Annotated in this window: 13 protein-coding genes, 1 pseudogene and 1 riboswitch; of the genes and pseudogenes, 5 read left to right on the forward strand and 9 right to left on the reverse strand. The window is 67.4% G+C overall.

Annotation, left to right across the window (positions count from 1 at the left end; all coding sequences use genetic code 11):
- Positions 1–7 precede the first annotated feature (7 nt).
- From C6570_RS02805 to C6570_RS02820, 4 genes are all read right to left on the reverse strand, one after another.
- The gene (locus tag C6570_RS02805) at positions 8–1072 is read right to left on the reverse strand and encodes a branched-chain amino acid ABC transporter permease (protein WP_106701864.1); all 1065 of its coding nucleotides are present in this window, start codon (positions 1070–1072) and stop codon (positions 8–10) included.
- Positions 1073–1206: 134 nt separating this feature from the next.
- Positions 1207–2136 (reverse strand): branched-chain amino acid ABC transporter permease, encoded by a 930-nt coding sequence (locus C6570_RS02810; RefSeq protein ID WP_106701865.1) that lies wholly within the window; start codon positions 2134–2136, stop codon positions 1207–1209.
- Between the two features lie 10 nt (positions 2137–2146).
- Complete coding sequence (locus C6570_RS02815) at positions 2147–2998, reverse strand: ABC transporter ATP-binding protein (protein WP_425437906.1); 852 nt, start codon at positions 2996–2998, stop codon at positions 2147–2149.
- Positions 2995–4929, reverse strand: a complete 1935-nt coding sequence (locus tag C6570_RS02820) for an AMP-dependent synthetase/ligase (RefSeq protein ID WP_106701866.1) — start codon at positions 4927–4929, stop codon at positions 2995–2997. The genes C6570_RS02815 and C6570_RS02820 overlap by 4 nt, the downstream gene beginning before the upstream one ends.
- 222 nt (positions 4930–5151) lie before the next feature.
- On the opposite strand from C6570_RS02820, the gene C6570_RS02825 reads away from it, so the two are divergent.
- The gene (locus C6570_RS02825; RefSeq protein WP_106701867.1) at positions 5152–5877 is read left to right on the forward strand and encodes a Crp/Fnr family transcriptional regulator; all 726 of its coding nucleotides are present in this window, start codon (positions 5152–5154) and stop codon (positions 5875–5877) included.
- A gap of 159 nt (positions 5878–6036) precedes the next feature.
- On the opposite strand, the gene C6570_RS02830 is transcribed toward C6570_RS02825, so the two are convergent.
- Positions 6037–6525, reverse strand: coding sequence for a Fur family transcriptional regulator (locus tag C6570_RS02830; protein WP_106701868.1), 489 nt, complete (start codon positions 6523–6525; stop codon positions 6037–6039).
- Positions 6526–6748: 223 nt separating this feature from the next.
- Between C6570_RS02830 and C6570_RS18100 the strand changes: the two genes are divergently transcribed.
- The 4 genes from C6570_RS18100 to C6570_RS02850 all read left to right on the forward strand — a co-directional run bounded on the left by C6570_RS18100 (position 6749) and on the right by C6570_RS02850 (position 9671).
- Entirely contained in the window at positions 6749–6886 is a 138-nt protein-coding gene (locus tag C6570_RS18100; RefSeq protein ID WP_164675476.1) for a hypothetical protein, read from the forward strand.
- Positions 6887–6890: 4 nt separating this feature from the next.
- Complete coding sequence (gene aztA / locus C6570_RS02840; protein ID WP_106701870.1) at positions 6891–7766, forward strand: zinc ABC transporter ATP-binding protein AztA; 876 nt, start codon at positions 6891–6893, stop codon at positions 7764–7766.
- Entirely contained in the window at positions 7763–8659 is an 897-nt protein-coding gene (locus C6570_RS02845; RefSeq protein ID WP_245896277.1) for a metal ABC transporter permease, read from the forward strand. The genes aztA and C6570_RS02845 overlap by 4 nt, the downstream gene beginning before the upstream one ends.
- Before the next feature lie 61 nt (positions 8660–8720).
- Positions 8721–9671: a metal ABC transporter solute-binding protein, Zn/Mn family gene (locus C6570_RS02850; protein WP_106701871.1), complete on the forward strand. Its 951-nt coding sequence runs from the start codon at positions 8721–8723 to the stop codon at positions 9669–9671.
- Positions 9672–9717: 46 nt separating this feature from the next.
- Here C6570_RS02850 and C6570_RS02855 read toward each other — a convergent pair whose 3' ends face one another.
- The 4 genes and pseudogenes from C6570_RS02855 to C6570_RS02870 all read right to left on the reverse strand — a co-directional run.
- Entirely contained in the window at positions 9718–10242 is a 525-nt protein-coding gene (locus C6570_RS02855; protein ID WP_106701872.1) for an ureidoglycolate lyase, read from the reverse strand.
- On the reverse strand, positions 10242–10979 hold the full coding sequence (locus C6570_RS02860; RefSeq protein WP_106701873.1) for an amino acid ABC transporter ATP-binding protein: 738 nt from the start codon (positions 10977–10979) through the stop codon (positions 10242–10244). Before C6570_RS02860 ends, C6570_RS02855 begins: the two co-directional genes overlap by 1 nt.
- The gene (locus tag C6570_RS02865) at positions 10966–11619 is read right to left on the reverse strand and encodes an amino acid ABC transporter permease (protein ID WP_106701874.1); all 654 of its coding nucleotides are present in this window, start codon (positions 11617–11619) and stop codon (positions 10966–10968) included. Before C6570_RS02865 ends, C6570_RS02860 begins: the two co-directional genes overlap by 14 nt.
- Before the next feature lie 2 nt (positions 11620–11621).
- Positions 11622–11975, reverse strand: a pseudogene (locus tag C6570_RS02870) (ABC transporter permease subunit); the annotation flags it as partial.
- A 337-nt stretch (positions 11976–12312) separates the two neighbouring features.
- A riboswitch (S-adenosyl-L-homocysteine riboswitch) is annotated at positions 12313–12387 on the forward strand.
- Positions 12388–12397 lie beyond the last annotated feature (10 nt).

Consider the following 12397-nt stretch of genomic DNA (forward strand, 5'->3'; position numbering starts at 1 on the left):
CATTCGGTCAATGAGGGAAGGGCCACAGCCGCAGTTTTTCCTTGAAGGTAGACCACAGCCGCGCCAGGCCGTGCGGCTCCACGATCAGGAAGAACACGATCAGCGCGCCGAAGATCATGAATTCGAGGTGCGAGGCCGTCGCGGTGGACATCGACAGCCCGAACCAGCCGGGCATCTGGTTCAGCAGGATCGGCAGCAGCACGATGAAGGCCGCGCCGAAGAAGCTGCCCATGATCGAGCCCAGGCCACCGATGATCACCATGAACAGCAGCTGGAAAGACCGGTCGATGCTGAACGCCGCCGGCTCCCACGCGCCCAGGTGAACAAAACCCCACAGCACCCCGGCCACGCCGACGATGAAGCTGCTGACCGCAAACGCCGTCAGCTTGGCGTACACCGGGCGAATGCCGATGACGGCGGCGGCCACGTCCATGTCGCGCATGGCCATCCATTCGCGGCCGATGGCGCTGCGCGTCAGGTTCTTGGCCAGCAGGGCAAAGACCACCACCAGCGTCAGGCACAGCAGGTACTTCTGCACCGGCGTTTCGATGGGCAGGCCGAACATCTGCAGGCCAGCCACGCTGACCGAGCCCGAGCTGGAGTTGTTGGTGAAAAACGGAATGCGCAGGAAGGCCCAGTCGGTGAAGAACTGCGCCGCCAGCGTGGCCACCGCCAGGTACAGCCCCTTGATGCGCAGGCTGGGAATGCCGAACAGCACCCCCACAGCCGTGGCGCACAGGCCGCCCAGCAGCAGCGAGGCGAGCAGCGGCATGCCTTCGATGCGCACGTGGAAGTTGTACGCCGCGTACGCCCCCACGGCCATGAAGGCGCCGGTGCCCAGCGATATCTGGCCGCAGTAGCCCACCAGGATGTTCAGCCCCAGCGCGGCCAGCGACAGGATCAGAAACGGCACCAGGATGGCACGCAGCCAGTATTCGGACGCCACCGCCGGCACCGCCACGAAGGCCAGCACCAGCAGGGCGAGGATGGCGATGCGGTCCTGCGCGATCGGGAAGATCTGCTGGTCGGCGCGGTAGGTGGATTTGAACTGGCCGTTCTCTCGGTACAGCATGGGTCAGCGCTCCGCCTGGTTATGGATAGAAATCAGCCCGCAGCGCAGGTGCACAGTGCGCTGGCAGCTATGTTTTTTATAGTTTGTCATGCACGTGCCTGGTTCGGGGTGCTTGGCGTAGCAGCGCTCGCGGCTCATACGCGGTCGATGATTTTTTCGCCGAACAAACCCTGCGGGCGCACCAGCAGGAAGCCCAGCGCCAGCACGTAGGCAAACCAGATTTCGATGCCGCCGCCCAGCATGGGGCCGAGGTAGATCTCAGACAGCTTTTCGCCCACGCCGATCAGCAGCCCGCCGATGATGGCGCCCGGCACCGACGTCAGCCCGCCCAGGATCACCACCGGCAGCGCCTTCAGCGCCACCAGCGACAGTGAGAACTGCACGCCCAGCTTGGAGCCCCAGATGATCCCGGCCACCAGCGCGGCAAACCCGGCCACCGACCACACGATCACCCAGATGCGGTTGAGCGGAATGCCGATGGACTGCGCCGCCTGGTGGTCGTCGGCCACGGCGCGCAGGGCGCGGCCCGTGGCGGTTTTCTGGAAGAAGATCGACAGCGCCACCACCAGCAGGGCCGACACGCCCGCGGCGATCAGGTCTTCCTTGCTGATCAGCACGCCGCCGTCGAACACGTTTTCAAACAGGATCATCGGATCCTTGGGCATGCCCACGTCGATCTTGTAGATGTCGTTGCCGAACAGCGTCTGGCCCAGCCCGTCCAGAAAGTAGGTGATGCCCAGCGTGGCCATCAGCAGCGTGATGTGCTCCTGGTTCACCAGCTTGCTGAGCGCCAGCCGCTCGATCAGCCAGGCCACCACCACCATGATCGCCATGGCGGTGATGAAGGCCAGGATGTTGGCGACCACCAGGTTGTCAAAGCCGAACCACTTGGGGTACCACTCGGCAAAGCGCGCCATGGCCAGCGCGGCGAACAGCACCATCGCGCCCTGCGCAAAGTTGAACACGCCGCTGGCCTTGTAGATGAGCACGAAGCCCAGCGCGATCAGCGAATACAGCATGCCCACCATCAGGCCGCCAAACAGGGTTTCCAGGAAAAAGCCCATTTCGTCCCCTTCAATGACCTGTGCCCAGGTAGGCGCGGATCACGTCCTCGTTGTTGCGCACCTCATGGGGTGTGCCGTCGCCGATCTTCTTGCCGTAGTCCAGCACGACCACGCGGTCGCTGATGTCCATCACCACGCCCATGTCGTGCTCGATCAGCACGATGGTGGTGCCGAACTCGTCGTTCACGTCGAGGATGAAGCGGCTCATGTCCTGCTTCTCTTCCACGTTCATGCCGGCCATGGGCTCGTCAAGCAGCAGCACCTGCGGCTCCATCGCCAGCGCGCGGCCCAGGTCCACGCGCTTTTGCAGGCCATAGGGCAGGCGGCCCACGGGCGTCTTGCGCCAGGGCTGGATTTCGAGGAAGTCGATGATGTGTTCGACAAACTCGCGGTGGCGGATTTCCTCGCGCTCGGCCGGGCCGATGCGCAGCGCCTGCAGCAGCAGGTTGCTTTTGATCTTCAGGTTGCGCCCGGACATGATGTTGTCCAGCACGCTCATGCCCTTGAACAGGGCCAGGTTCTGGAAGGTGCGCGCCACGCCCATCTCGGCCACCTGGCGGCTGTTCATGTGGCTGAAGGTTTTGCCGCGGAAGGTGATGCTGCCTTCGCTGGGCACGTACACGCCGTTGATGCAGTTGAGCATCGAGCTTTTGCCCGCGCCGTTGGGGCCGATGATCGAGCGGATCTCGTGCTCACGCACGTTGAACGAGATGTCGGTCAGCGCCTTCACGCCGCCAAAGCGCAGGCTGATGTTCTTGACATCCAGGATCACGTCGCCGATGTTTCGGCCATCGATTGCGGCGCCAGCGCTCGCTGCATCAGCGGCAGTAGCTATCAATTCAGGAGTTTGCACAGCGTTCATGCGGCCACCTTCACGGGCGGGAAGGTCTTGGCGTCCAGGATCTTCAGCGTGGCGCTTACCTTGCCGGTGCGCCCGTCCTCGAACTTGACCAGGGTTTCAATGAACTGCTCGGTGCGCCCGGCGTACAGCGCGTCCACCAGCACCGCGTACTTGTCGGCCACGAAGCCGCGCCGCACCTTGCGCGTGCGGGTGAGCTCGTCGTCGTCCGGGTCCAGCTCTTTGTGCAGCACCAGAAAACGCGCGATCTGCGTGGCCTGCATGCCTTCTTCGGCGGCCAGGTCGGCGTTCACCTGCGCGATGCTCTCGGCCATCATCTGCAGCACGTCGGGCTTGCCCGCCAGGTCGACGTAGCCGGCGTAGGCCAGGCCGCGCCGCTCGGCCCAGTTGCCCACGGCATCGAAGTCGATGTTGATGAACGCGCACACCTGGTCGCGCCCATGGCCAAAGCACACGGCTTCCTTGATCTGCGGGAAGAACTTGAGCTTGTTCTCGATGTAGTTGGGCGCGAACATGGCGCCCTGGTTCAGCTTGCCCACGTCCTTGGCGCGGTCGATGATGCGCAGGTGGCCTTCGTGGTCCAGCACGCCCGCGTCGCCGGTGTGGAAGTAGCCCTCGGCGTCCATCACTTCGGCGGTGGCGTCGGGGCGCTTGTAGTACTCCTTGAGCACCGACACGCCCTTGACCAGCACTTCGCCGTTGTCGGCGATCTTCAGCTCGATGCCGGGCGCGGCCTGCCCCACGCTGTTGAGCTTGACTTGCCCGTTCTTCTGGATGCACACGTAGGCGCAGGTTTCCGTCTGGCCGTACAGCTGCTTGAGGTTCACACCGATCGAGCGGAAGAAGCGAAACAGGTCCGGCCCGATGGCCGCGCCGGCGGTGTAGGCCACGCGGATGCGCGACAGGCCCATGGCGTTCTTCAGCGGGCCGTACACCAGGATGTTGCCCAGCGCGTACTTCAGGCGATCGCCCAGGCCCACGGGCTTGCCGTCCAGGATGTCCGAGCCCACGCGGCGCGCCACGTCCATCGCCTTGTGGTGCAGCCATTGCTTGAAGCGGGCGGCGTCTTCCATGCGGATCGACACCGATGTCAGCATGCCTTCAAACACGCGGGGCGGCGCGAAGTAGTAGCTGGGGCCGATCTCACGCATGTCGATCGACACGGTTTCGGCCGATTCGGGGCAGTTGATGGTGAAGCCGGCCACCATCCACTGCGCCATCGAAAACAGAAAGTCGCCCACCCAGGCCGGCGGCAGGTACGACAGGATGTTGTCGTCCTTGGTCAGCCCGTCGGTCATCACGCCGCCCTGGGCCGCGCCGATGAAGCTGGCGTGCGTCTGGCACACGCCCTTGGGCCGCCCGGTGGTGCCGGAGGTGTAGAGGATCACGGCCACGTCGCCCGGCTGCACGGCGGCGGCCGATTCGGCCACCAGCTGCGGGTGCTGGGCGTCGTGCTGCTGGCCCAGCGCCATCAGCTCTTGCACGCTGATCAGCCCCGGCTGGGTGTAGTTACGCAGGCCGCGCGGGTCGTCGTAGATGATGTGCGCAAGGCCGGGCACCGACTCGCGCAGCTCCAGCATCTTGTCGACCTGCTCCTGGTTTTCGGCAAAGACGAAGTGCACTTCGGCGTCTTGCAGCACGAAAGCCATCTCGCTGGCCACCGCGTCTTGGTACATCGGCACGGGCACGCCGCGCAGCGACTGCACGGCCAAAAAGCTCAAGTACAGGTAGGGCCGGTTGTCGCCCACGATGGCCAGGTTCTGCCCCGCCGAGAAGCCCAGCGCGGCCAGGCCTGCGGCCATCCAGCGCACTTCGTCCTGCGCGCGCTGCCAGCTCCAGGTTTGCCAGATGCCGTACTCTTTTTCGCGCAGTGCCGGGTCGTTGGGCCGTTCACTGGCGTGCTGCTTGAGCAGGCGCGGGAAAGTTGTCTCCATGCATCGACCTTATGGTTATGAATGGGCACTTTGTCAGGGTGCCAATGTGTCCAAATAGTAGAGAGATCTTTGACGCCAATTTGTCTTTGCGGCGACAATTTGCGGGCGATTTCATTGGGACATACCCGCAGCACGCCGCGGCCCGGCGGGGGCTTCGCCAGCCGTGTTCTGGCCCACAATGGCCCGCAACCGCACGTATTTCGCCCGCATCCCGCACGCACGATGGTTGGTCCCACTCTTTTGCAGCGCAGCCGCCAGCTCACCGAGGAGGAGCTGGCCAGCATCCCCTGGATGCCGATGCTCACCGCCGATCAGCGCGAGCGCATCCGGCCCGAGCTGCGCGTGGCCGAGGCGGCGCCGGGCGACCTGATCTGCCGCTTCGGGCGCCCGCCCACGTTCTGGTTTGGCGTGGTGGACGGCCTGCTGAAAATGTCCACCGACACTGCGCAGGGGCTGACCATCACCTACAGCGGGCTGACCTCGGGCGGCTGGTTTGGCGAAGGCACGGCCATGAAGCGCGAGCCCTACCGCTACAACATCCAGGCGCTGCGCAAGAGCCGCGTAGCGGGCCTGCCGCTGGACACCTTTCAGTGGCTGCTGGACCACTCGCTGGGCTTCAACCGCTTTGTGATGAACCAGCTGAACGAGCGGCTGGCCCAGTTCATCGCCACCATCGAAGCCGACCGCACGCCCAACCCCGAGCAGCGCGTGGCACGCAACCTGGCGGCGCTGGCCAACCCGGTGCTGTTTCCTGGTGTGGGCGATCTGCTGCGCATCACGCAGCAAGAGCTGGCCTACCTGGTCGGCCTGTCGCGCCAGCGCGTGAACGAGGCGCTGAAGCACCTGGCCACGGCGGGCGTGCTGCAGATCGAGTACGGCGGCTTGCGCATCCTGGACCGGGCGGCGCTGCGCACGCGTCATTTCGGCGACGCGAGCGACAGCGGCTGAGCGGGGCGCCGCGGCGGTCAGGCCATGCGTTCAGCGCGATGCGCGTGAGCCGTCCACCGCGCTCACCAAGCGCTTGCCACTTGATAGGCAAATCAGACTCCAGCGCACGCTGCATCAGCGCCGGCAGCTATATTTATTAGAGCAACCTTGCCTTGCGCCTCACGCGTGAGACCGCCCGCCACGGCAGTCCGCGCAGGTGCCGTGCACCGCCAGATCCACCCGCGCGGCCTGATGCCCCTGGCGCGCCAGCGTGCGGCGCACCGCAGCGGCCACGGCGCGGGCCGAGGCGTCGTCTTCAGCCAGCGGAAATTGCGTGTGGCAGGCATCGCACTCAAACAGCGGGCCAGTGGCCGGTGCCGCACCCGGTGCATGAAACCGCCATGCGCGCTCATCCGCCGCAGTGCGCTTGACCAACACGCCCGCGGCCACCAGCCGCTCCAGCAGGCGGTACAGCGTGACGGCGTTGACCGGCTCGCCCTCATCGGCCAGCCGCTCGGCCAATTGCGCGTGCGTGGGTTGCCAGCCGGGTGCGCCGTCGAACAGCGCCAGCACGGCTTGCAGCGCGCGCGTGCGGCGCAGACCGGCTTCGCGCAGGCGCTGCGCGCGGTCGTCGGCCAGCGCGGGGGCAGAAACGGATCGGGCGGGCATCTTGGGGCGGGGCAGGCTGGGTGGTGCGCTGGAAATTAAGGCGGCATTATCGCAACTGAGTTGCGTTATGATGCGCCGCGACCCGCGATGGCGCAAGTCGGGCGTTGCCTTGGCACCTCACGGCCCCTGGCCACCGCCTTGGCAACGGCTTGCCGGCTTGCCGGCCTGCCGGCCTGCCGCGCACCATCAGTTTCGCGTTTCTTCGCCCGACCTCCTCACCGCCATGGCAGACCCCCAGCTCACCCCCCGCACGCCGCTGCTCTTGCGCTCGGCCGCGTGGCGCCTGGTGGGCGCGGCCTTGATCTCCGCGGTGCTGATCGCGCTGTGGCGCTGGGCCTTGAGTGGCGGCGGCGCGGCTTGAACGCATGACCGCGCCCACCACCACCCCAACCGTGCCCCAGGCGATTGGCCTGCACGACCTCACGCTGGGTTACGACGGCCATCCGGCCGTGCACCACGTCAGCTGCGCCTTTGCGCCAGGCACGTTGACGGCCGTGATCGGCCCCAACGGCGCGGGCAAATCCACACTGGTGAAGGCGCTGGCGGGGTTGATCCACCCCATCGGCGGGCGCATCGACGGGCTGCGCGGCCAGCGCGTGGCTTACCTGCCGCAGCAGGCCTCGCTGGAGCGCGGCTTTCCGATCCGCGTGGGCGAATTCGCTGCCATGGGGCTGTGGCGCGAGGCCGGTGCCTTCGGCCGGTACAGCGATGCGCAGCGCCAGCGCGTGCGCGACGCCCTGGCCGCCGTGGGCCTGGAAGGCTACGCGCGCCAGCCGATCGACACACTGTCGGGCGGCCAGCTCCAGCGCGTGCTTTTTGCCCGCATGATGCTGCAAGATGCCGACGTTTTGCTGCTGGATGAACCCTTTTCAGCCATCGACCAGCGCACCACCGCCGATTTGGTGGCCTTGCTGCACCGCTGGCACCAGCAGGGCAAGACGGTGCTGGTGGTGCTGCACGACCTGCAGCAGGTGCGCGCCGCCTTCCCCCGCACGCTGATGCTGGCGCGCGAGCTGGTGGCCTGCGGCCCAACCGACGAGGTGCTGACCCCCGGCAACCTGCGCCGCCTGCAAGTAATGCCCGAAGCTTTTGACGAACGCGCCCCGGTGTGCGAAGTGCCCACCGACGCGGGCGTCACGGCGCCCGCCGGTGGCCACACGCACAACCACGAGCACAGCCACGCCCATGACCACACCGGCCATGGCGCGCACGAGCACCGCACGCCGGAGCCCACCCGATGAGCACCGCCACCATGGACGTCAGCCTGTGGAGCCTGCTGATCGGCCCGCTGACCGAGTTCGGCTTTATGCGCCGCGCGCTGGTGGGCTGCCTGGCGCTGTCGCTCAGCTGCGCGCCGGTGGGCGTGTTCTTGCTGCTGCGCCGCATGAGCCTGACGGGCGACGCCATGGCCCACGCCGTGCTGCCCGGCGCGGCCATCGGCTATCTGATCGCCGGGCTGTCGCTGCCAGCGATGACGTTCGGCGGCGTGGTCGCCGGCCTGCTGGTGGCGGTGGGTTCGGGGCTGGTGGCGCGCTCTACGGTGCTGCGCGAAGACGCCAGCCTGGCCGCGTTCTATCTGATCTCGCTGGCGCTGGGCGTGCTGATCGTCTCCACGCGCGGCAGCAACGTCGACTTGCTGCACGTGCTGTTTGGCACCGTGCTGGCGCTGGACAATGGCGCGCTGGCGCTGCTGGTGGGCACGGCCATCGTCACGCTGCTGGCGTTGGCGCTGCTTTACCGCCCGCTGGTGCTGGAGTGTGTGGACCCGCAGTTCCTGCGCAGCGTGAGCCGCCTGAGCCCCGTCGCGCACTACGGCTTTCTGTGCCTGCTGGTCATCAACCTGGTGGCCGGTTTTCACGCATTGGGCACGCTGATGGCCGTGGGCATGATGGTGCTGCCCGCCGCCGCCGCGCGCCTGTGGGTGCGCAGCCTGCCCGCGCTGATGGCGCTGGCCACCGGGCTGGCGCTGGCCGCGTCGGTCACCGGGCTGCTGCTGTCGTACCACGTGGAGTGGCCGACCAGCCCGGCCATCGTGCTGTGCCTGGGCGCGGCGTACCTGGCGTCGCTGGTACTGGGGCGCAATGGGCTGTGGCGCGGCGGGGCGCGGTCTGCGCGACGCCACCTGCAGCGCTAAGGCCTGCTTGGATTCTGAACCAAAACCCTTTCTGGCGCAGGCCACAACTGCGCAAGCAGCTATGAAAAAACGAGCATTCACCACCGCATTGACCGCCCTGGCGCTGGGCGCCAGCCTGTGCAGCGCTGCCCACGCTGCCGAGCCGCTGCGCGTGGTCGCCACCTTCAGCATCCTGGCCGACATGGTGCGCCAGGTGGGCGGCGACCGCGTGGCGGTGCAGGCGCTGGTCGGCCCCGGCGAAGACGCGCACGTGTTCCAGCCATCGCCCGCGCAGGCGCGGCAGGTGGGGCAGGCACAGCTGCTGGTGGCCAACGGCCTGGGCTACGAGGGTTGGATGGCCCGGCTGGTGCAAAGCGCCGGCTACCGCGGCCCCACGGTGCAGGCCACCAACGGCGTGCGCCCGCTGGACGCCGCCCCGGGCGACGACCACGATCACCACCATGGCGACGGCGATCACGACCACGACGCGCACGCCGGCCACACCGATCCGCACGCCTGGCAAAGCGCGGCCAACGCGCAGGTCTATGTGAAGAACATCGTCAACGGGCTGTGCGCGGCCGACGCGGCAGGCTGCGCCGACTACCGCGCGCGCGGTGAGCGCTACACGGCCGAGCTGCGCCAGCTGGACGCCGACATCCGCGCCGTCTGGGCGCCGGTGCCAGCGGCGCAGCGCAAGGTCATCACCTCGCACGCGGCGTTCGGCTACTACGGGCAGGCGTACGGCGTGCGCTTTTTGGCGGCGCGCGGCGTCAGCACCGACAGCGAGCCGTCTGCCAAGGCGGTGGCGCAGTTGGTACGTTTGATTCGCACCGAAAAAGTTCGGGCCCTGTTCATCGAGAACATCAGCGACCCGCGCCTGATGGAGCAGCTGGCCCGCGAAACGGGCGTGCGCGCCTCGGGCAGCCTGTATTCCGACGCGCTGACCAAAACCGGCGGCGACGCCGACACCTACGTGCAGATGATGCGCACCAACACCGCGCGCATGGTGGCGGCCGTCAAGGGCACGTCATGAGCATCGGCGCCTCAGGCACCTGAAACTACCGCCAAGGCGGGCGCCCTCAGTTTTTGACTTCCAGGTGCCAGTGCGAGATGTCCAGCACCTCGCAGTCGGGCGCATCGCCCGGGGCGCCCACGCGGTCCACCACCAGCCAGGGGCCCGCATCCAGCGCCAGCAGCGGGTGGTGCCACACGCCCGCGTTCAGGTTGATACCCTGGTGCCCGTCGGTGATGAAGCCGTGCAGGTGCTCCGGCGCAAGGGCCGCCGCATCCAGCGTGGGCGCGGCCACCACGATCCCCATGCGCAGCGCGGCGCCGAAAGGGGCGAACGATTGGCTGCCCCGGTGGTGGCGCTCCATCAGCCGCAGCGGCGCCGGGCACGCCACCGCGTCGGCCACGAACAGGTTGAACGCCAGCGCGCCACCGTCGGCGCTGGGGCGGCCCAAGTCGTGGTGGCGCTGGCAGGTGCCTGCGTTGATGGCCACGCGCTGGGACGCGCTTTGGGTGTCGATGACCTGCCCGAACGGCGCGAACGCCTGCGCCGTCAGCGGGCGCAGCGCCAGGGGCACTCGCGGGGCACTCGCCATCAGTGCACGGCGCCGATGAAGCCCGCCAGTTCGGCCGTTTGGGGGGCGGCGAACACGTCGCGCGCCGGGCCTTGCTCATGGATGCGGCCGTGGTGCATGAACACCAGCTGGTCGCCCACGTCTCGGGCAAAGCGCATCTCGTGCGTGACCATGATCAGCGTCATGCCTTCGGCGGCCAGTTGCTTGACGACGGCCAGCACTTCGTTGACCAGCTCCGGGTCCAGCGCCGAGGTGATCTCGTCGCACAGCAGCACCTTGGGCTGCATGGCCAGGGCGCGCGCGATGGCCACGCGCTGCTGCTGACCGCCGCTCAGCTGGTCGGGGTAGGCGTCGTACTTGGCTCCCAGGCCGACTTTGTCCAGCATCTGGTGCGCCAGCGCCGCCGCGTCGGACTTGGACACGCCTTTGACGACCACCGGCGACAGCGCCACGTTCTGCCCTGCGGTGAGGTGCGGGAACAGGTTGAACTGCTGGAAGACCATGCCCACGTTCATGCGCAGCGCGCGCAGCTGCGCGGGCGTGGCCTCGGCGCCCTTGAGCACCGCGTTGTCCACGACGATCTCGCCCTGGTCGATGCGTTCCAGCCCGTTCACCGATCGCAGCAAGGTGCTCTTGCCCGAACCGCTGCGGCCGATGATGGCGACCACCTGGCCGCTTTGCACCTGCAGGTCCACGCCCTTGAGCACGTGGTTCTGGCCAAAGTGCTTGTGCACCGAACGAACGTCAACGAGCGGCATTGAGTTTTTTCTCCAGGTGGCTGGCGGCCATGGACAGCGGCCAGCACAGAATGAAATAGCCGGCAGCGACCAGCCCGTAGATGAGGAAGGGCTGGAACGTGGCGTTGGCCAGCATCGAGCCGATCTTGCTCAGCTCGGTCATGCCGATGATGGACGCCACCGCCGTGCCCTTGACGATCTGCACCGAAAAGCCCACGGTGGGCGCCACCGACAAGCGCAGCGCCTGCGGCAGCACCACGTGGCGCATCTGCTGCACATAACCCATGGCCAGGCTGGATGAGGCTTCCCATTGGCCGCGCGGCACGGCCTCGACGCTGCCGCGCCACACTTCGGCCAGGTAGGCGCTGGTGTACAGCGTCAGCCCAATGGCCGCCGCCGTCCACGGCGAGATGCTGTAGCCGGCCATGGACGCACCGAAGAACACCAGGAACATCTGCATCAGCAGCGGCGTGTTCTGAAACAGCTGGATGTACCCGCGGCTGATGCGGCGCGCCAGCGGCCAGTGGCCCAAGCGGGCGAACAGCACCAGCAGGCCCATCGCGCCGCCCAGCACGAAGGCCAGCAGCGACAGCAGCAGCGTGGCCAGCAGGCCTTCGAACAGCTTGGCCAGGATCGGCATCAAGGGGATGTCGGCGATCATGATCAATGCGCCTGTTGGGCCACGGCCTGCGGCGCCCGCTGCCGCTTGAGCGCGGGGCGACCGACAACCCAGCGCTGGCCCGCCCACGTCAACACATGGCGCAGGAACCACGCCAGCAGGAAGTACATGGCGGTGACCACCAAGTAGGTTTCAAACGCGCGGAAGTTGCGCGACTGGATGAAGTTGGCGGCAAAGGTCAGATCCTGCGCGGCAATCTGCGACACCACCGACGTGCCCAGCATGACGATGACGATCTGGCTGGTGAGCGCCGGCCACACGCGCTGCAGGGCCGGGCGCAGCACCACGTGGCGAAAGTACGCCCAGCGCCCCATGCCCAGGGCGTTGGCGGCCTGAACATGCACAAACTCCTTGAAAACGAATCAGCCAACGCGGGCGCCTGCAGCGGCGAACGGTGCGGCCAGCGCCTGCAACCACCACCCACCGCCGCCAAGCGGATCGGGCCCAATGCGGCAGCTGTTGCGAGATTCATGCCAGCCCCGCGCCGCCGGGCGTGAATGCGCTGCGCCCGCGCCGACGGCGGGCCACGCCCCGCCACCGTGCGCACCCACGGGCGACCCGGCTTGGTGCATCGCGCACCAAAGGCGACCGCGCCGCAGGCGTGCGCGTACGTGCTGCATAGCGCCCCCGCGTGCACGAACTACGCAACAGGCGCAGGCAACATAAAATCACCGGTTACCCAAGGAGCGCTGCAGCGACCGCCCACGTCGCCAGGCTTGGGCCGCATTCACTCAACGGCGCTCACCTGAACTGTTTCGTG

The sequence above is a fragment of the Ottowia oryzae genome (genome assembly GCF_003008535.1).
Classification (GTDB): Bacteria; Pseudomonadota; Gammaproteobacteria; order Burkholderiales; family Burkholderiaceae_C; genus Ottowia; species Ottowia oryzae.

What these genes read in the sequence shown, in the direction of transcription:
- C6570_RS18100 (WP_164675476.1), top strand. Translation starts at nt 6,749, where the DNA reads ATGGCAGACCCCCAGCTCACCCCCCGCACGCCGCTGCTCTTGCGCTCG.
- C6570_RS02845 (WP_245896277.1), top strand. Translation starts at nt 7,763, where the DNA reads ATGAGCACCGCCACCATGGACGTCAGCCTGTGGAGCCTGCTGATCGGC.
- aztA (WP_106701870.1), top strand. Translation starts at nt 6,891, where the DNA reads ATGACCGCGCCCACCACCACCCCAACCGTGCCCCAGGCGATTGGCCTG.
- C6570_RS02860 (WP_106701873.1), bottom strand. Translation starts at nt 10,979, where the DNA reads ATGCCGCTCGTTGACGTTCGTTCGGTGCACAAGCACTTTGGCCAGAAC.
- C6570_RS02825 (WP_106701867.1), top strand. Translation starts at nt 5,152, where the DNA reads ATGGTTGGTCCCACTCTTTTGCAGCGCAGCCGCCAGCTCACCGAGGAG.
- C6570_RS02850 (WP_106701871.1), top strand. Translation starts at nt 8,721, where the DNA reads ATGAAAAAACGAGCATTCACCACCGCATTGACCGCCCTGGCGCTGGGC.
- C6570_RS02810 (WP_106701865.1), bottom strand. Translation starts at nt 2,136, where the DNA reads ATGGGCTTTTTCCTGGAAACCCTGTTTGGCGGCCTGATGGTGGGCATG.
- C6570_RS02815 (WP_425437906.1), bottom strand. Translation starts at nt 2,998, where the DNA reads ATGAACGCTGTGCAAACTCCTGAATTGATAGCTACTGCCGCTGATGCA.
- C6570_RS02865 (WP_106701874.1), bottom strand. Translation starts at nt 11,619, where the DNA reads ATGATCGCCGACATCCCCTTGATGCCGATCCTGGCCAAGCTGTTCGAA.
- C6570_RS02855 (WP_106701872.1), bottom strand. Translation starts at nt 10,242, where the DNA reads ATGGCGAGTGCCCCGCGAGTGCCCCTGGCGCTGCGCCCGCTGACGGCG.
- C6570_RS02805 (WP_106701864.1), bottom strand. Translation starts at nt 1,072, where the DNA reads ATGCTGTACCGAGAGAACGGCCAGTTCAAATCCACCTACCGCGCCGAC.
- C6570_RS02830 (WP_106701868.1), bottom strand. Translation starts at nt 6,525, where the DNA reads ATGCCCGCCCGATCCGTTTCTGCCCCCGCGCTGGCCGACGACCGCGCG.
- C6570_RS02820 (WP_106701866.1), bottom strand. Translation starts at nt 4,929, where the DNA reads ATGGAGACAACTTTCCCGCGCCTGCTCAAGCAGCACGCCAGTGAACGG.